Source organism: Hylemonella gracilis ATCC 19624, from assembly GCF_000211835.1.
Lineage (GTDB): Bacteria > Pseudomonadota > Gammaproteobacteria > Burkholderiales > Burkholderiaceae_C > Hylemonella > Hylemonella gracilis.
The window spans coordinates 19,291-32,711 of record NZ_AEGR01000102.1 but is presented as its reverse complement, the minus strand read 5'-3'; the positions used below and the strand labels follow the sequence as shown (position 1 = coordinate 32,711).

Here is a 13,421-nt window from a genome sequence, read left to right as displayed (position 1 = left end):
GCAGGCGGCTCAGGCCGCATCTACAGGAAAAGCCCGTCCCTGGGCTTGGCATCGAGGACATCCGCATGAACCAGACCACCATCCTGCAACAGTTCCCGCTGGGTGCGCCGCCATGGCCGACCCTGGATCCCTTCCTCTTCTGTGTCCACCACAAGGACGCGTATCCCAAGGGCAATGGTGAATTCGGTCCTGCCGCTTCGCTGGCGGGCCGCGCCATCGGTCAGGACTTCGCCAACAAGGACGGCTGGAACATGTACCACGGCGAGACCGTGCCTGGCTTTCCCGCTCACCCGCACCGAGGCTTCGAGACCGTCACCATCGTGCGTGACGGCCTGATCGACCATTCCGACTCCCTGGGCGCGGCCGCGCGTTTTGGCGAGGGCGACGTGCAATGGCTCACCGCCGGACGCGGCATCGTCCATTCCGAAATGTTCCCCTTGCTGCACGGTGATCGTGAGAACCCCGCCGAGCTGTTCCAAATTTGGCTCAACCTGCCAGCGCGCAACAAGATGGTGGCGCCGCACTTCACCATGTTCTGGGGACCGCAGATCCCGCGCATCGAAGGTGGTGGCGTGAGCCTGCGCGTGATCGCGGGGGCTTTTCCGAACGTGGGCCAGCCCCTGGCGCCGCCGCCCGATTCTTGGGCCTCGCAGCCCGAGGGCGACGTGGCGATCTGGACGCTCAAGCTGGCGGCTGGGGCCGGCTTGACGCTGCCCCCGGCGCGGCCGGGCACGCGACGCGTGCTGTACTTCTTCGAGGGGCACAGCCTGAGTCTCAACGGCGAGACGGTCGAGGGGCGCGCAGGCATCGAGACCTCGGTGGCGCAGCCCGTGGCGCTGGTCAATGGCCCCGCGCCAGCGGACATCCTGGTGCTGCAGGGCCGGCCCATCGCCGAACCGGTGGCGCAGTACGGTCCCTTCGTGATGAACACCCAGGCCGAGATTCAACAGGCCTTCACGGACTACCGCCGCACGCAGTTTGGGGGCTGGCCGTGGCCCGCGTCTGATCCGGTGCACGGCGCCGAGGCCGCGCGCTTCGCACGCCATCCCGACGGCCGCGCCGAGGCGCCGCCATTGGCGCAGGCGTGAAACAAAGCCGCGCGTCGCGCGGCTTTGTTGGACCTGTGAGGAACGTCGGGGTGAGGGACGGCCCGGTTCAGAGCCTGGGCTGCACGGGCGCGCCGCTGACGCTGTCGCTGGCCTCCCCGACCCAGGTGAAACGCGGCTGACGCTGTCCGTTCACCACCACCTCTTCCTGGAACATGGCCGCGGGCCGTACCCACAGGCCTCGGTCGCCGTAAAGCGCGCGGTACAGCGTCATGGGTTCGAGCGTCTCGCTGTGGCGCACGGTGCCCAGCACCTCGTAGGGCAGGTTCTTGTAGTGCCGGTAGAGGCCGGGCCGAACCTCGATCAGCGGGGGCAGGCTGTCGTCCGACATGAAGGTCCTCTGCGTCCTCTGGGCTGTATGGGTCGGATCGGTCTGCTTGGCCTTTTCGGCGCCTGGTCTCAGGCCTCGGCCGGGGCAGCGCCTGCGTCCGGGTCTGACACCACGAAACTGTCTTGGAACGAGAACCAGATGGACGTGATGAACATCGCGCCCATCAGCAAGGAGACGGGCATCAGCGCCACGCCCAGCACTGCCGTTTGCCCGAGCACCGCGGTGAGCAGGATCAGACCGAAGGCCACCAGCAGGCCCAGGCCGGACCAGGCCAGGGTGTAGAGCGTGAAGGCCCAGAAGTTGCGCACGCAGGCCACGAAGCTGAAGAACAGGCTGCGCACGGGTGGCACGTCATGCCAGTGCACCAGCGCGGGTGCATGCCAGAACAGCATGTTGAGCGGAATGGACAGCGCCATGGAAATCCACACGGCGTTGCGAAAGGCGCTGGAGTTGGCGAGTTCCGCCGTGATCGGGCCGCCGAAGAGGTACATGCGGGCGAATTGCCCGTCATCGGCCAAGGCGGACACGCCCATCACCAGCACGAGGCCGAGCGCGTAGGCGGCGCCCAGCACCAGCATCGCGCGGGCACGTTGCCGCCCCGCGCGAAAGGCGCTCAGCAAGATGGCCGGCATGGGGAACTTGCCCGAGGCCGCCTCGCGCGTGGCCGCCATGAAACCGAGGGTGGCGGCCGGGAGCAAGGTCAGCGCCAGCACGCCGCCCACATAGGGCAGCATGCCGACGAGGGAGACCATCGCGATGAAGAGCAGGAACAGGCCCGAGAACGCCAGGGGCTGGCGCCAGAAGGTGCGCAAGCCGGCGCGGAACCAGGCGAGGCCGGTGCGGGCGGGGACGAGGTTGAGTTTCATGTGGCTGGGGTGGGAGCGTGTTCGCGCGCTGGCGTCGGCGTGGGCTCCGCGAGCAGATCGGCAGCCTGCAGGGGGCGCGTGACACGCTGGCGCAGCACGCGCTCAAAGTGGGTGGGGTCGTGGGGTTGGAGCAGGCTGGCCTCGCGCGGCAGGTAAAAGTCCCACAGGCGCGAGACCCAGAAGCGCAAGGCTCCCGCGCGCAGCAGCGCGGGCAACAGCGCGCGTTCGGCGGCGGTCAAGGGGCGCACCGCCGCGTAGGCCTGCAAGAAGGCGGCGCTGCGTGGCAGGTCGGTCACGCCCGTGGCCAGGTCGATGCACCAGTCGTTCAGGCAGACCGCCACGTCGAACAGCAGGGTGTCGACCCCCGCGAAGTAGAAATCGAAAAAGCCCGTGAGTTCGGGCGCCTCGCGCGGGCCGTCGAACATCACGTTGTCGCGGAACAGGTCGGCGTGGATGGGGCCGCGCGGCAGGGCCGCGTACTGCGAGGAGGCGGCGACATGGTTCTGGTAGGCCAGTTCACCCAGGATCAAGGACTGCTGCGCCGCGTCCAGGTGCGGCAGCACCAGGGGCACGGTGTCGTTCCACCAGGCCAGGCCGCGCAGATTGGGTTGGTGGCGCGCGTAGTCCTGCCCCGCCAGGTGCATGCGCGCCAGCATGGCCCCCACCGCCTCGCAGTGCGCCACGCCGGGTGCCAGCTCGCTGGCGCCACGCAGGCGATTCACGACGGCGGCGGGTTTGCCGCACAGCGCGTGCAGGATGTCGTTGCTCTCGGTCCCCGGCGCCGCGTCCGGCTTCGGGCGGGCCGCGGGGTTCGGCACGGGGATGCCGGCCCGCGCCAGGTGCTTCATCAGATGCAGGTAGAAGGGCAGTTGCTCGGCGCTCAGGCGCTCGAACAGGGTCAGCACGTGCTCGCCCCGCACGGTCTCACCGTCCGCACCGGTGTGCTCGGTGGTGACGAAATAGTTGGTGTTCTCGATGCCGCCTTGAATGCCGCGCAGTTCCTGCAACTCGCCCAGGCCGAGTTGCTGCATCAATTCGCGGGCCTGGTCGGGCGTGACTTCGGTGAAAACGGCCATGCTGGAAGGTCAGGGAAGAAAGGTGTGAGCGCCGGGGCGTGTGCGGGTGAGAGGAACGGAAGGATCAGGCAAGTTGTGCCGTGAGCGGGGGGCCGGCGAGGAGCGTCTTCAATACGAGAAGATCGTCCAGCGCGCGCGGCCCTCGCCGCTGCCGTCGCTGGTGGCCGGGTTGCGGTTGTTGCTCTCGGGCGTGACCTCGTAGGCCGGGGCCGTGCCCTTGCCGATCTTGGGATTCACGGTGATGCTGCGCGTCTCGCCGCCCACGCGCAATTCATCGATGCGTGAGCCCTGGTCCTCGTGCTGGATCTGCTCGACGCGCTGCTCAATGGCCCGGTCGGTCGACCCGTTTTTCACGGAATCTGGCGCGGGCGCGGCGGGGGCGGTCTGAGCCTGCGCGCAGACCACGCCCAGGGCGAGCAGCGGAACGAGGATGCGGGAGATCAACATGGTGGGGATTGTAGAGCCCGCACCCGGGCGCGCTGGGGGCTTTCCCCTGGCGGGCAGGCACAATCCCCGCCCATGAGCGAAAAGAAAACCTTGCTGCTGGTGGATGGCTCCAGCTACCTCTACCGTGCCTTCCACGCCATGCCGGATTTGCGCGCCGTGCCGGGCGATCCGGCCAGCCCGCCGACGGGGGCCATCCGCGGCATGATCAACATGCTGCAAAGCCTGCGCAAGGAGGTGACCGCCGACTACGCGGCCTGCGTGTTTGACGCCAAGGGCCCCACCTTCCGCGATGCGCTTTACCCCGAGTACAAGGCCCAGCGCGCGCCCATGCCCGACGACCTGCGCGCGCAGATCGAACCCATCCACCAAGTGGTGCGCCTGATGGGCTGGGCCGTGCTCGACGTGCCCGGCGTGGAGGCCGACGATGTGATCGGCACCTTGGCCGTCGCCGCTGCCGCCCAGGGCGTGGAGGTGTTCATCAGCAGCGGGGACAAGGACCTGAGTCAACTCGTTAATGAGCACATCGTCATCGTCGACACCATGAATGGCAAGCGGCGCGACGTGGCGGGCGTGACGGCGGAGTTTGGCGTGCCGCCCGCTTTGATGGTGGACTACCAGACCCTGGTGGGGGACGCGGTGGACAACGTGCCGGGCGTGGACAAGGTCGGCCCCAAGACCGCTGCCAAGTGGCTGACGGAATACGGTTCCTTGGACGCCCTGGTGGCACGCTCGGCCGAGATCAAGGGCGCGGCGGGCGAGAACCTGCGCAAGGCGCTGGACTGGCTGCCCACGGGCCGCCAACTGCTGACCATCAAGACCGACTGCGACCTGAACGGCTGGGTGCCGGGCCTGCCCGCGCTGGACGCGGTGCGTGTCGGCGAGCCCGACAACGCGGCGCTGAAAACCTTTTACGAACAGTACGGTTTCAAGGGCCTCGCCAAGGCTTTGGCCGACAAGGCCTCGGCAGCGGCATCTGCCGCCGAAGCGCCGGGCCTGTTCGACGAGCCCGCGCCGGTGACGCCATCGATCACGCAGGTGGCCTACGACACGATCCTCGATTGGGAGGCCTTCAACACCTGGCTGGCGCGCATCGATGCCGCCGAGTTGGTGGCCCTGGACACCGAAACCACCTCGCTCGACGAGATGGTGGCCGAGATCGTGGGCATCAGCTTCAGCGTCACGCCCGGCGAAGCGGCTTACATTCCGCTGATGCACGACTACCCCGATGCGCCCGCGCAACTGCCGCGCGACGAGGTGCTGGCGAAGCTGAAGGGCTGGCTCGAGAACCCCGCGAAGAAGAAGCTGGGTCAGCACGTCAAGTATGACCGCCACGTGTTCGCCAACCATGGCATCGAGGTGCAAGGTTATGTGCACGACACCATGCTGCAAAGCTATGTGCTGGAAGTGCACAAGCCGCATGGCCTGGCCAGCCTGGCCGAACGCCACCTGGGCCGCAAGGGCATCAACTACGAAGACCTCTGCGGCAAGGGCGCCAAGCAGATTCCCTTCAGCCAGGTGTCCATCGACAAGGCGGCGGAATACTCCTGCGAGGACAGCGACCAGACCCTGGACGTGCACCGAACCCTCTGGCCCCGCCTGGAAAAAGATGCCCAGGAGGGCGGCAAGCTCAGATTCATCTACGAGCTGGAAATCGCCAGCAGCGAGACGCTCTACCGCATCGAGCGCAACGGTGTGCTGATCGACGCGCCCACGCTGGCGCAGCAAAGCCACGAGCTGGGGCAGCGCATTTTGCAGTTGGAGCAGGAAGCCTATGAGTTGGCTGGCCAGCCCTTCAACCTGGGCAGTCCCAAGCAGATCGGCGAAATCTTCTTCGGCAAGCTGGGCTTGCCCATCGTCAAGAAGACCGCCACCGGCGCGCCCAGCACCGACGAAGAGGTGTTGGAGAAATTGGCCGACGACTACCCGCTGCCGGCCAAGATCCTCGAACACCGCGGCCTGTCCAAGCTCAAGGGCACCTACACCGACAAGCTGGCGCAGATGGCCCTGCCGGGCACCGGGCGCGTGCACACGCACTACGCCCAGGCCGTGGCCGTGACGGGGCGGCTGTCCAGCAACGACCCCAACCTGCAGAACATCCCCATCCGCACGCCCGAAGGTCGCCGCGTGCGTGAGGCCTTCATCGCGCCGCCGGGCTGCTTGATCGCCAGCGCGGACTATTCGCAGATCGAGCTGCGCATCATGGCCCACCTCAGCGGTGACGCGGCGCTACTGCTGGCTTTCCACGACGGCATGGACGTGCACCGCGCCACGGCGTCGGAGGTGTTCGGCGTGCCGACCAGCGCCGTGACCAGCGAGCAGCGCCGTTACGCCAAGACCATCAACTTCGGCCTGATCTACGGCATGAGCAGCTACGGCCTGGCCAAGAGTCTGGGCATCGACAACACCGCGGCCAAGAACTACATCGAGCGCTACTTCGACCGCTTCGCGGGCGTCAAGCGCTACATGGACGAAACCCGTGCTTCGGCCAAGGCCAAGGGGTATGTGGAAACCGTGTTCGGCCGCCGTCTCTACCTCCCCGAGATCAACTCCCCCAATGGCCCGCGCCGAGGCGGCGCCGAGCGCGCCGCCATCAACGCGCCGATGCAGGGCACGGCGGCCGACCTCATCAAGCTCAGCATGAACGCCGTGCAGCGCGTGCTCGACGCCGAGGGCCGCAAGACCAAGATGATCATGCAGGTGCACGATGAACTGGTGTTCGAGGTGCCCGAGAACGAGGTGGACTGGCTCAAGCGCGAAGTCCCCAAGCTGATGGCCGGAGTGGCCCAACTCAGGGTGCCGCTGCTGGCCGAAGTCGGCGTCGGGGTGAACTGGGACAAGGCACATTGAGAACTTGGAAAAGATGAGGAAGAAAAGAGGAAGAGACGATGAGTGAACTGCTGTTTTATGACAAGCCCGTGGCCCTGAACCGCGAGCGGCACAAGAACCTGCGCCTCAAGGCGATGGACGATGGCTTCGCGTTTTCGGCGGGCGTGAACTCCGTGCCCCTGGCGGGCATCGAATTCTTCGAGGCCAGCCGTGACATGACGGTGCTGTTCCAGAAAGGGGCGGATGGGCACTTCTTTCCCGTGGTGATGATGTCGCTCTCCAACAGCGGCCACGCGCTGGTGGACCCCCAAGGCCGATGGCAGGGCAGTTACGTGCCCGCCTTCATCCGCCGGTATCCCTTTGCCTTGGCGTCGGATGGCACCGTCTGCATCGACGAAAAGAGTCACGCCTTCTCCGAAACGGAGGGTGAGCTGCTGTTCACGGAGAGCGGCCACGCCCCGGCCTTGGACACGGCGCTGGCCTTTCTGCGCCAGTTCGACACCGAGATGCGACGCACGCGTGACTTCTGCGATGGACTCTCACAAAAGGGTTTGCTCGCGCCGTTCGAGGTGGAAGTGCGGCCCCGGGATGGTGGACGCGCCGTGCGCCTGCAAGGTCTGTTCGCCGTGAACACGCAGAAGTTCTCCGAATTGCGCGGCGACACGCTGGAACTCTGGTTCACCAAGAGCTGGGTGGCCTGGATTTACGCCCACCTGCATTCCATCGGTGCGCTGGGCAAGCTCGCGTCCGACAAGGCGCCGTCGTCCCTGCCGCACTGAGGGCGATCCGCCGCTCAGCCTCGCCGCGTTGGTTGTTCCTTCTGAGGCCGGTGCGCCATGACCCAGTCGTACAGGCCTTGCGCGGCTGGGGAGAGGCCGCGGTCGCGGCGGCGCACCAGGTAGATCCGCCGGTTCAAGCCGGGCCAACGCAGGGGGCGGATGTCCAGTTCGGCCGACCTGAACTGGTAGAGCGTCAGCGCGGGCACGATGCTCACGCCCAGACCCGCCCGCACCATGCCCGCCACCGTGGCCAGTTGATCGACTTCCAGGATCGAGCGCAAAGGCTGCGGGTGGGTCGCCGCGTCCAGGTACTGGCGCACGCTGGACGTGCGTGAGAGGTGGATGAAGGGCCAGGCCGTGACGTCGCGCGGGCGCGGATCACGCAGCTGGGACAGCGGATGCCCGGTCGGGCACACCAGATGAAAGCTGTCGCTGCAGAAGGGCTCGGCGCGCAGCTCGGGTGTTTCCGCGCGCGTGGCCGCGAGCGCGAAATCGAAGCGCCCGCCGCGCACCCGCTCGATGCAGGGTTCGGACAGCACATCGGCCACGTCGATCTCGATGCCCGGGTGGGCGGCATGAAAACCCGCGAGCACCGGCGGCAGCCAGTCCGCCGCCAGGGAGGGCAGCAGCGCGATCGACACTCGGCCGCGTTCGCGCGCGGCCCGCTCGCGCATGCCCAGCACCAAGGCATCGAGTTCGCCCAGCACGCGGCGCGCCGAGCGCTCGAACTCCACCCCTTCCTGGCTCAGCTCCACATGGCGGGTGCTGCGGTCGAAGAGGCGCACGCCCAGGCTGTCTTCCAACTGCCGCACCAAGGCACTGAACGCCGGTTGCGAGAGGTGACAGGCCGCCGCGGCGCGGGTGAAGTTGCGTTCGGTGGCCAAGGCCAGGAAGGCCCGCAGGTCCCGGGATGAGACATTCATTTGATGTGCAGATGAATTAATTTGAATATTCGATTTCACGGATGACAGCGTAGCGCCTAGAGTCCTCCTTCGACAAGGCATCAAAACCCCGGCGCCGCACCGCTGCGCGGGGCGCCGCCCCTCAGGTGGGGCTGCTTTTTGCCCTGGCGCGGCCCGGCGGGCAGGTGGCACAAGTCCCGCTCCCGCCAGTCCAGCGTTCAGTGTTTGGCGTTGCTTGCGAGGAGACATGAAAGAACCCCTGTTGCGCATCGGCTGTGCCGCCGGCTTTTCCGGCGACCGCGTGGACGCCGCCGGCCCCGTGGTGGAAGCCCTGATCGCCGCCGGCGGCCCCGCCGTTCTCATCTTCGAGACCCTCGCCGAGCGCACCCTGGCGCTGGCGCAATTGGCGCGCCGCAACCAGCCCGAGGGCGGCTACGAGCCTTTGCTCGTCGAGCTTCTGCGACCCGTGCTCGCGCGCTGCCTGCAGGCGGGCGTGCGCATCGTCAGCAACTTTGGCGCGGCCAACCCGGTTGGCGCCGCCCGGCGCATCCACGCCCTGGCGCGTGAACTGGGCTTGCCGAGCCCGCGCATCGCCGTGGTCGAGGGGGACGACCTGAACCTGCCGGACCGGCGCGCCCTGTGGGCCGACGCCGCCACCGGCTTGCGGGTGGTCTCGGCCAATGCGTACCTGGGTGCCGAGGCCATCGCCGACGCCCTGCTGGACGGCGCGCAGATCGTGGTCTGCGGCCGCGTCGCGGACCCCTCGCTCACCGTCGGACCGGCCCTGGCCCACTACGGCTGGCGTCGCGACGACTGGGACCGCCTGGCCCGCGCCACCATGGCCGGCCACTTGCTGGAATGCGGTGCCCAGGTCAGCGGCGGGTATTACGCCGACCCCGGTTTCAAGGATGTGCCTGGCCTGGCGAACCTGGGCTACCCCATCGCGGAGATCGACGCCGAGGGCGATTGCACGATCACCAAGCCGCCGGGCACCGGCGGGCGCATCGATGCCCACACCGTCAAGGAACAGCTGCTCTACGAGGTGCACGACCCGCTGGCCTACCTGTCGCCCGACGTGGTGGCCGACCTGGGCGAGGCCGAGGTCACGCAGATCGGGCCAGACTGCGTGCGTTTGACGGGCGTGCGCGGCCATCCCCGTCCAGCCACCTTGAAAGTCAACATCTGCCACGAGACCGGCTGGCTGGCCGAAGGGGAGATGTCCTACGCGGGCGCCCGGGCCGAGGCGCGCGCGCGGCTGGCCGCGCAGGTGCTGCGGGAGCGCCTGCAAGGGCTGGGGCCGATGCGCGTGGACCTGATCGGCGTGAGCAGCCTCTTTGGCGATGACGACGGCCGCTGGCTGGAGGCGCAAGCCATGGGTGAGGCGCGCGACGTGCGCCTGCGCGTGGCCTGGCGCCAGGCCGACCAGGCCAGCGCCGAGCGCTTGCCGCGCGAGGTGACGGCGCTGTACACCTGCGGACCGGCGGGCGGCGGCGGCGTGCGCACGGCCTTGCGGCCCCGCCTGGGCACGGTGTCTTGCCTGGTGCCGCGCGAGCAGGTGTGGGCCACCCACCGCTTCATCGAGGAGGCCGCATGAGCGCGCCCATGCTCCGCGTGCCCCTTTACCGCCTGGCCCACGGGCGCACAGGTGACAAGGGCGACCGTTCCAACATCAGCGTGATCGCCTGGCACCCGGCGCTCTGGCCGCTGCTGGTCGAGCAGGTCACCGAAGCGGCCGTGGCGCGCCAGTTCGCCCACCGTCGCCCGGCGTCGGTGCGGCGCCATCTGTTGCCGCGTCTGCAGGCCATGAACTTCGTGATCGACGCCGTGCTCGATGGCGGTGTCAACGACGCGCTCAACCTCGACAGCCACGGCAAGGCCTTGTCCTATCTGCTGCTGGATTTGTTGATCGACGTGCCGGCGCAGCACGCCGCCCTGTTGATCGGACCCGATTGAGTTTTTCAAACCATCCACCTGAAGGAGACAGACATGAACATGACCCCTTGGACCCGACGATTCGCGCTGGCCGCGAGCACCCTGCTGCTGTGCCTGGCACACACCCAGACCCAGGCGCAAAACTACCCGAGCAAGCCCATCACCTTCGTGGTGCCCTTCGCCGCCGGCAGCGCGACCGACCTGTTGGCGCGCGCGCTGGGCAAGTCCATCACCGAGCAGACCGGCCAGGCGGTGGTGGTCGAGAACAAGGCGGGCGCCAGTGGCATGCCCGCGGCGGCGGGCGCGGCGCGCGCCGCGCCCGATGGTTACACCGTGCTGATCACGACCAACACCACGCACGCCGCCAACGAGCACCTCTACAAGAAGTTGCCCTATGACCCCGTCAAGGACTTCGCGCCCCTCACCGGTCTGGGCAAGGGCGGTCAAGTGTTGGTGGTCAACGCCAACTCGCCCTACCAGAGCCTGGGTGACTTGTTGGCCGCGGCGCGCCAGTCGCCTGGCAAGCTGACCTTCGGCAGCGGCAGCTCGTCCAGCCGCGTGGCCGGGGAAATGCTCAAGCAGATGGCGGGCATTGACCTGCTGCACATCCCCTACAAGAGCAACCCCTTGGCCATCACCGACCTCTTGAGCGGCATGATTGACCTGATGATCACCGACGCCTCCACCGGCGTGCCCCAGGTCAAGGCGGGCAAGCTGCGCGCGCTGGGCTACTCCACCCCCGCCCGCAGCCCGCTGCTGCCCGAGGTGCCCACCATCGCCGAGGCTGGCGTGAAGGGCTACGACATGGGTTACTGGTTCGCCGCTTATGCGCCGGCCGGCACGCCGGCTGCCGTGGTGTCCAAGCTGAACCAGTTGCTGGTGACCGCGGTCAAGAGCGAGGCCAGCAAGTCCTTCTTCGAAGCCAGCGGCGGCGAAGCCTGGACCAGCACCCCCGCCGAACTGGCGCGCTTCCAGGCGGCCGAGACCGCGAAGTGGGGCAAGGTCATCAAAGCGGCGGGCATCACCCCCGAGTGAGCCCCGACGTTGCCGGGCGGCGTCGCGCGGGGGAGTGCGCGGGCCGCTTGCTTGTGGCGCAACCGGCCTGGCCGCGCCGCGCTTCAGGGTAGCGCGCGGACCTGGTGCGCCGCGCGGTGCAAGTGCGCGATGAAGTGGCGTATGGCTGGAGAAATCACGGAGTCGCGGCGAATCATCGCGCCGATGGTCAACGGCAGACCATCTTCCGCCAGGCGCAAGATGCTCAGGTGCTGCGCGGCGAGCGGATGCTCCGCGATTTGGCGCGGGAGCAATCCCACGTGGTCGCCCGTGCCCACCAGTGAGATGAGCGCCAGCGTGGAATTGACCACGGCCCCCGCGGGCGGCGCGGGCAGCCCGTGCCGCTCGAACAACTGCAAGGCGTAACCCGTGACCGTCGCGGCGCTGGCGTCGAAGCCACCGGTGTACACCCATTTGGCGTCGGCCAGTTGCGCCAAGTGCCGAGCCTTGGCACGGGGATGGCCCTTGCGCACGACGACCACCATGGTCGTGCTCATCAGCTCCTCGGTGACGAACTCACCGCTGGCGAGATCGCCGGGGATGCCGCCCACGGCCACGTCCACCAGGCCCGAGCGCAGGCGCTGAAGCTGGGCGAGGTAGAGCTCCTCGCTCACGCGCAGCTTGATGGCGGGAAACGCGCTGCCATAGGTGCGCAGCGTCTCGGGGATCAGCAGCATCACGGCCACCGGCACCGCGCCGATGGTGAGTTCCCCGCGCATGTCGCCGCCGAGTTGGCTGATCTGCTCGGTCGCGGTCTGCAACTCGCGGGCCACCTTGCGCGCGTGTTCGAACAGCACCTGGCCCTGGGCCGTGGGCAGCACGCCTTGCGTGGTGCGCACCAGCAGCGGCGCCGCGAGTTCGATCTCGAGTTCCCGGATGACTTTGGTCAGCGCGGGTTGCGACAAGCCCAGCCGCCGCGCGGCGTTGCGCAGGCTGCCGTCCTCGACGGCGGCGACCAGGGCTTGCAAGGCGTGGAGTTTCATGGGGGAGGGGTGATAACCAGAAGTTATCGCGGGGCCGATTCTGCCATCTGGGCAAAAGCCGGGCCGCTTCCCAGAATCGCGGGGCTCTTTCAGGAGACAAGTGTTTCAACACCCCAAGAAGGAATCTTCATGCGTTCATCGATCTTCCCCAAGTTGCTGACCAGTCTGGGCCTCGCGCTGGCCTTGGGTGCGTCCTGGGCCCAGGCCCCGGCACCCGTCTTTCCCACCAAACCGGTGCGCATCCTCACGCCCTTTCCCGTGGGCAGCGGCCCCGAGGGCGTGGCGCGTCTCGTCGCCGACAAGCTGTCCCGACTGTGGGGCCAACCCGTGGTGGTGGAAAACCGCCCCGGCGGCAACGGCTTCATCGCCATCGATGCGTTCAAGCGCGGGGCCAGCGATGGGCATGACCTGATCCAGCTCGACAACGTGCACCTCACGGCCTACCCGCATCTGTTCAAGAAGCTGCCCTACGACCCCAAGGCGGACTTCGAGCCCTTGCTGCCCCTGTTCAAGACCTATTTCTTCCTGACCACATCGGTCAACAGCAAGCACGCGAATGTGGCGGACCTGATCGCCGATGCCAAGGCCAATCCTGGCAAGCGCTACTACGGCTCCTGGTCCGTGGGCAATCCCGTGCACCTGGGCTCGGCCTTGTTCGAGACCATCACCGGCACGGAGATGCAGCACGTGATCTTCAAGGAGACCTCGCAGCTCTACACCTCGGTGGCCCAGGGCGATCTGGATTTCGCCTTCGGCTCCAGCGCCACCGCCGGGCCGCTCTACCGCGCGGGCAAGCTCAAGTTCATGGCCGTGGCTGCGCCCCGCCGCATCCCGGCGTACAAGGACGTGCCCACCGTGGCCGAGGCGGGCGGGCCCTCGGGCTTCGAGGTCAGCGGCTGGACCACCATCGCCGCGCCCAAGGGGCTGCCGCGCGCGGTGGCGGACAAAATCACCCGCGACATCGAGAAGGTGTTGGCCGAAGCCGACGTCCGCGACAAGTTCCTGGCCCTGGGGTACGAACCCTTCCCCGCCACGCGAGAACAGTTCGTCCAATACGTGCAGGCCGAGTCGACCCGGCTCGCGGCCGTGATCCAGAAAACCCAGGCCGCCCTGGACTGAC

General features: G+C 67.8%; 13 protein-coding genes. 7 read left to right on the top strand and 6 right to left on the bottom strand.

Translation table 11 applies throughout. The features are described from left to right. The first annotated feature begins 65 nt into the window (after positions 1-65). Positions 66-1,088, top strand: a complete 1,023-nt coding sequence (locus HGR_RS15365) for a pirin family protein (RefSeq protein ID WP_006299283.1) — start codon at positions 66-68, stop codon at positions 1,086-1,088. A 67-nt stretch (positions 1,089-1,155) separates the two neighbouring features. Here the strand turns inward: HGR_RS15365 and HGR_RS15360 are convergent, their stop codons facing one another. The 4 genes from HGR_RS15360 to HGR_RS15345 all read right to left on the bottom strand — a co-directional run bounded on the left by HGR_RS15360 (position 1,156) and on the right by HGR_RS15345 (position 3,826). Further along, positions 1,156-1,437 (bottom strand): DUF1653 domain-containing protein, encoded by a 282-nt coding sequence (locus HGR_RS15360; RefSeq protein ID WP_006299282.1) that lies wholly within the window; start codon positions 1,435-1,437, stop codon positions 1,156-1,158. 68 nt (positions 1,438-1,505) lie between these two features. Continuing rightward, positions 1,506-2,303: a BPSS1780 family membrane protein gene (locus tag HGR_RS15355; RefSeq protein WP_006299281.1), complete on the bottom strand. Its 798-nt coding sequence runs from the start codon at positions 2,301-2,303 to the stop codon at positions 1,506-1,508. Next, a complete protein-coding gene (locus tag HGR_RS15350; RefSeq protein ID WP_006299280.1) occupies positions 2,300-3,379 on the bottom strand; it encodes a homoserine kinase in 1,080 nt (359 codons plus the stop codon). Before HGR_RS15350 ends, HGR_RS15355 begins: the two co-directional genes overlap by 4 nt. Before the next feature lie 108 nt (positions 3,380-3,487). Then, positions 3,488-3,826 (bottom strand): hypothetical protein, encoded by a 339-nt coding sequence (locus HGR_RS15345; RefSeq protein ID WP_006299279.1) that lies wholly within the window; start codon positions 3,824-3,826, stop codon positions 3,488-3,490. 72 nt (positions 3,827-3,898) lie between these two features. Between HGR_RS15345 and polA the strand changes: the two genes are divergently transcribed. Beyond that, the gene (gene polA / locus HGR_RS15340; protein ID WP_006299278.1) at positions 3,899-6,673 is read left to right on the top strand and encodes a DNA polymerase I; all 2,775 of its coding nucleotides are present in this window, start codon (positions 3,899-3,901) and stop codon (positions 6,671-6,673) included. A 38-nt stretch (positions 6,674-6,711) separates the two neighbouring features. After that, positions 6,712-7,431: a SapC family protein gene (locus HGR_RS15335; protein ID WP_006299277.1), complete on the top strand. Its 720-nt coding sequence runs from the start codon at positions 6,712-6,714 to the stop codon at positions 7,429-7,431. A 14-nt stretch (positions 7,432-7,445) separates the two neighbouring features. On the opposite strand, the gene HGR_RS15330 is transcribed toward HGR_RS15335, so the two are convergent. Beyond that, the gene (locus tag HGR_RS15330) at positions 7,446-8,354 is read right to left on the bottom strand and encodes a LysR family transcriptional regulator (protein WP_006299276.1); all 909 of its coding nucleotides are present in this window, start codon (positions 8,352-8,354) and stop codon (positions 7,446-7,448) included. A gap of 226 nt (positions 8,355-8,580) precedes the next feature. On the opposite strand from HGR_RS15330, the gene HGR_RS15325 reads away from it, so the two are divergent. The 3 genes from HGR_RS15325 to HGR_RS15315 are packed head-to-tail and all read left to right on the top strand — an operon-like array spanning position 8,581 to position 11,300. Beyond that, positions 8,581-9,927, top strand: a complete 1,347-nt coding sequence (locus HGR_RS15325) for an acyclic terpene utilization AtuA family protein (protein ID WP_006299275.1) — start codon at positions 8,581-8,583, stop codon at positions 9,925-9,927. Next, the gene (locus tag HGR_RS15320) at positions 9,924-10,286 is read left to right on the top strand and encodes an AtuA-related protein (protein ID WP_006299274.1); all 363 of its coding nucleotides are present in this window, start codon (positions 9,924-9,926) and stop codon (positions 10,284-10,286) included. Before HGR_RS15325 ends, HGR_RS15320 begins: the two co-directional genes overlap by 4 nt. Positions 10,287-10,319: 33 nt before the next feature. Further along, the gene (locus HGR_RS15315; protein ID WP_006299273.1) at positions 10,320-11,300 is read left to right on the top strand and encodes a Bug family tripartite tricarboxylate transporter substrate binding protein; all 981 of its coding nucleotides are present in this window, start codon (positions 10,320-10,322) and stop codon (positions 11,298-11,300) included. An 83-nt stretch (positions 11,301-11,383) separates the two neighbouring features. Here the strand turns inward: HGR_RS15315 and HGR_RS15310 are convergent, their stop codons facing one another. Beyond that, on the bottom strand, positions 11,384-12,301 hold the full coding sequence (locus HGR_RS15310; protein ID WP_006299272.1) for a LysR family transcriptional regulator: 918 nt from the start codon (positions 12,299-12,301) through the stop codon (positions 11,384-11,386). Positions 12,302-12,430: 129 nt separating this feature from the next. On the opposite strand from HGR_RS15310, the gene HGR_RS15305 reads away from it, so the two are divergent. Beyond that, positions 12,431-13,420: a Bug family tripartite tricarboxylate transporter substrate binding protein gene (locus HGR_RS15305; protein ID WP_006299271.1), complete on the top strand. Its 990-nt coding sequence runs from the start codon at positions 12,431-12,433 to the stop codon at positions 13,418-13,420. Position 13,421: the final 1 nt, after the last annotated feature.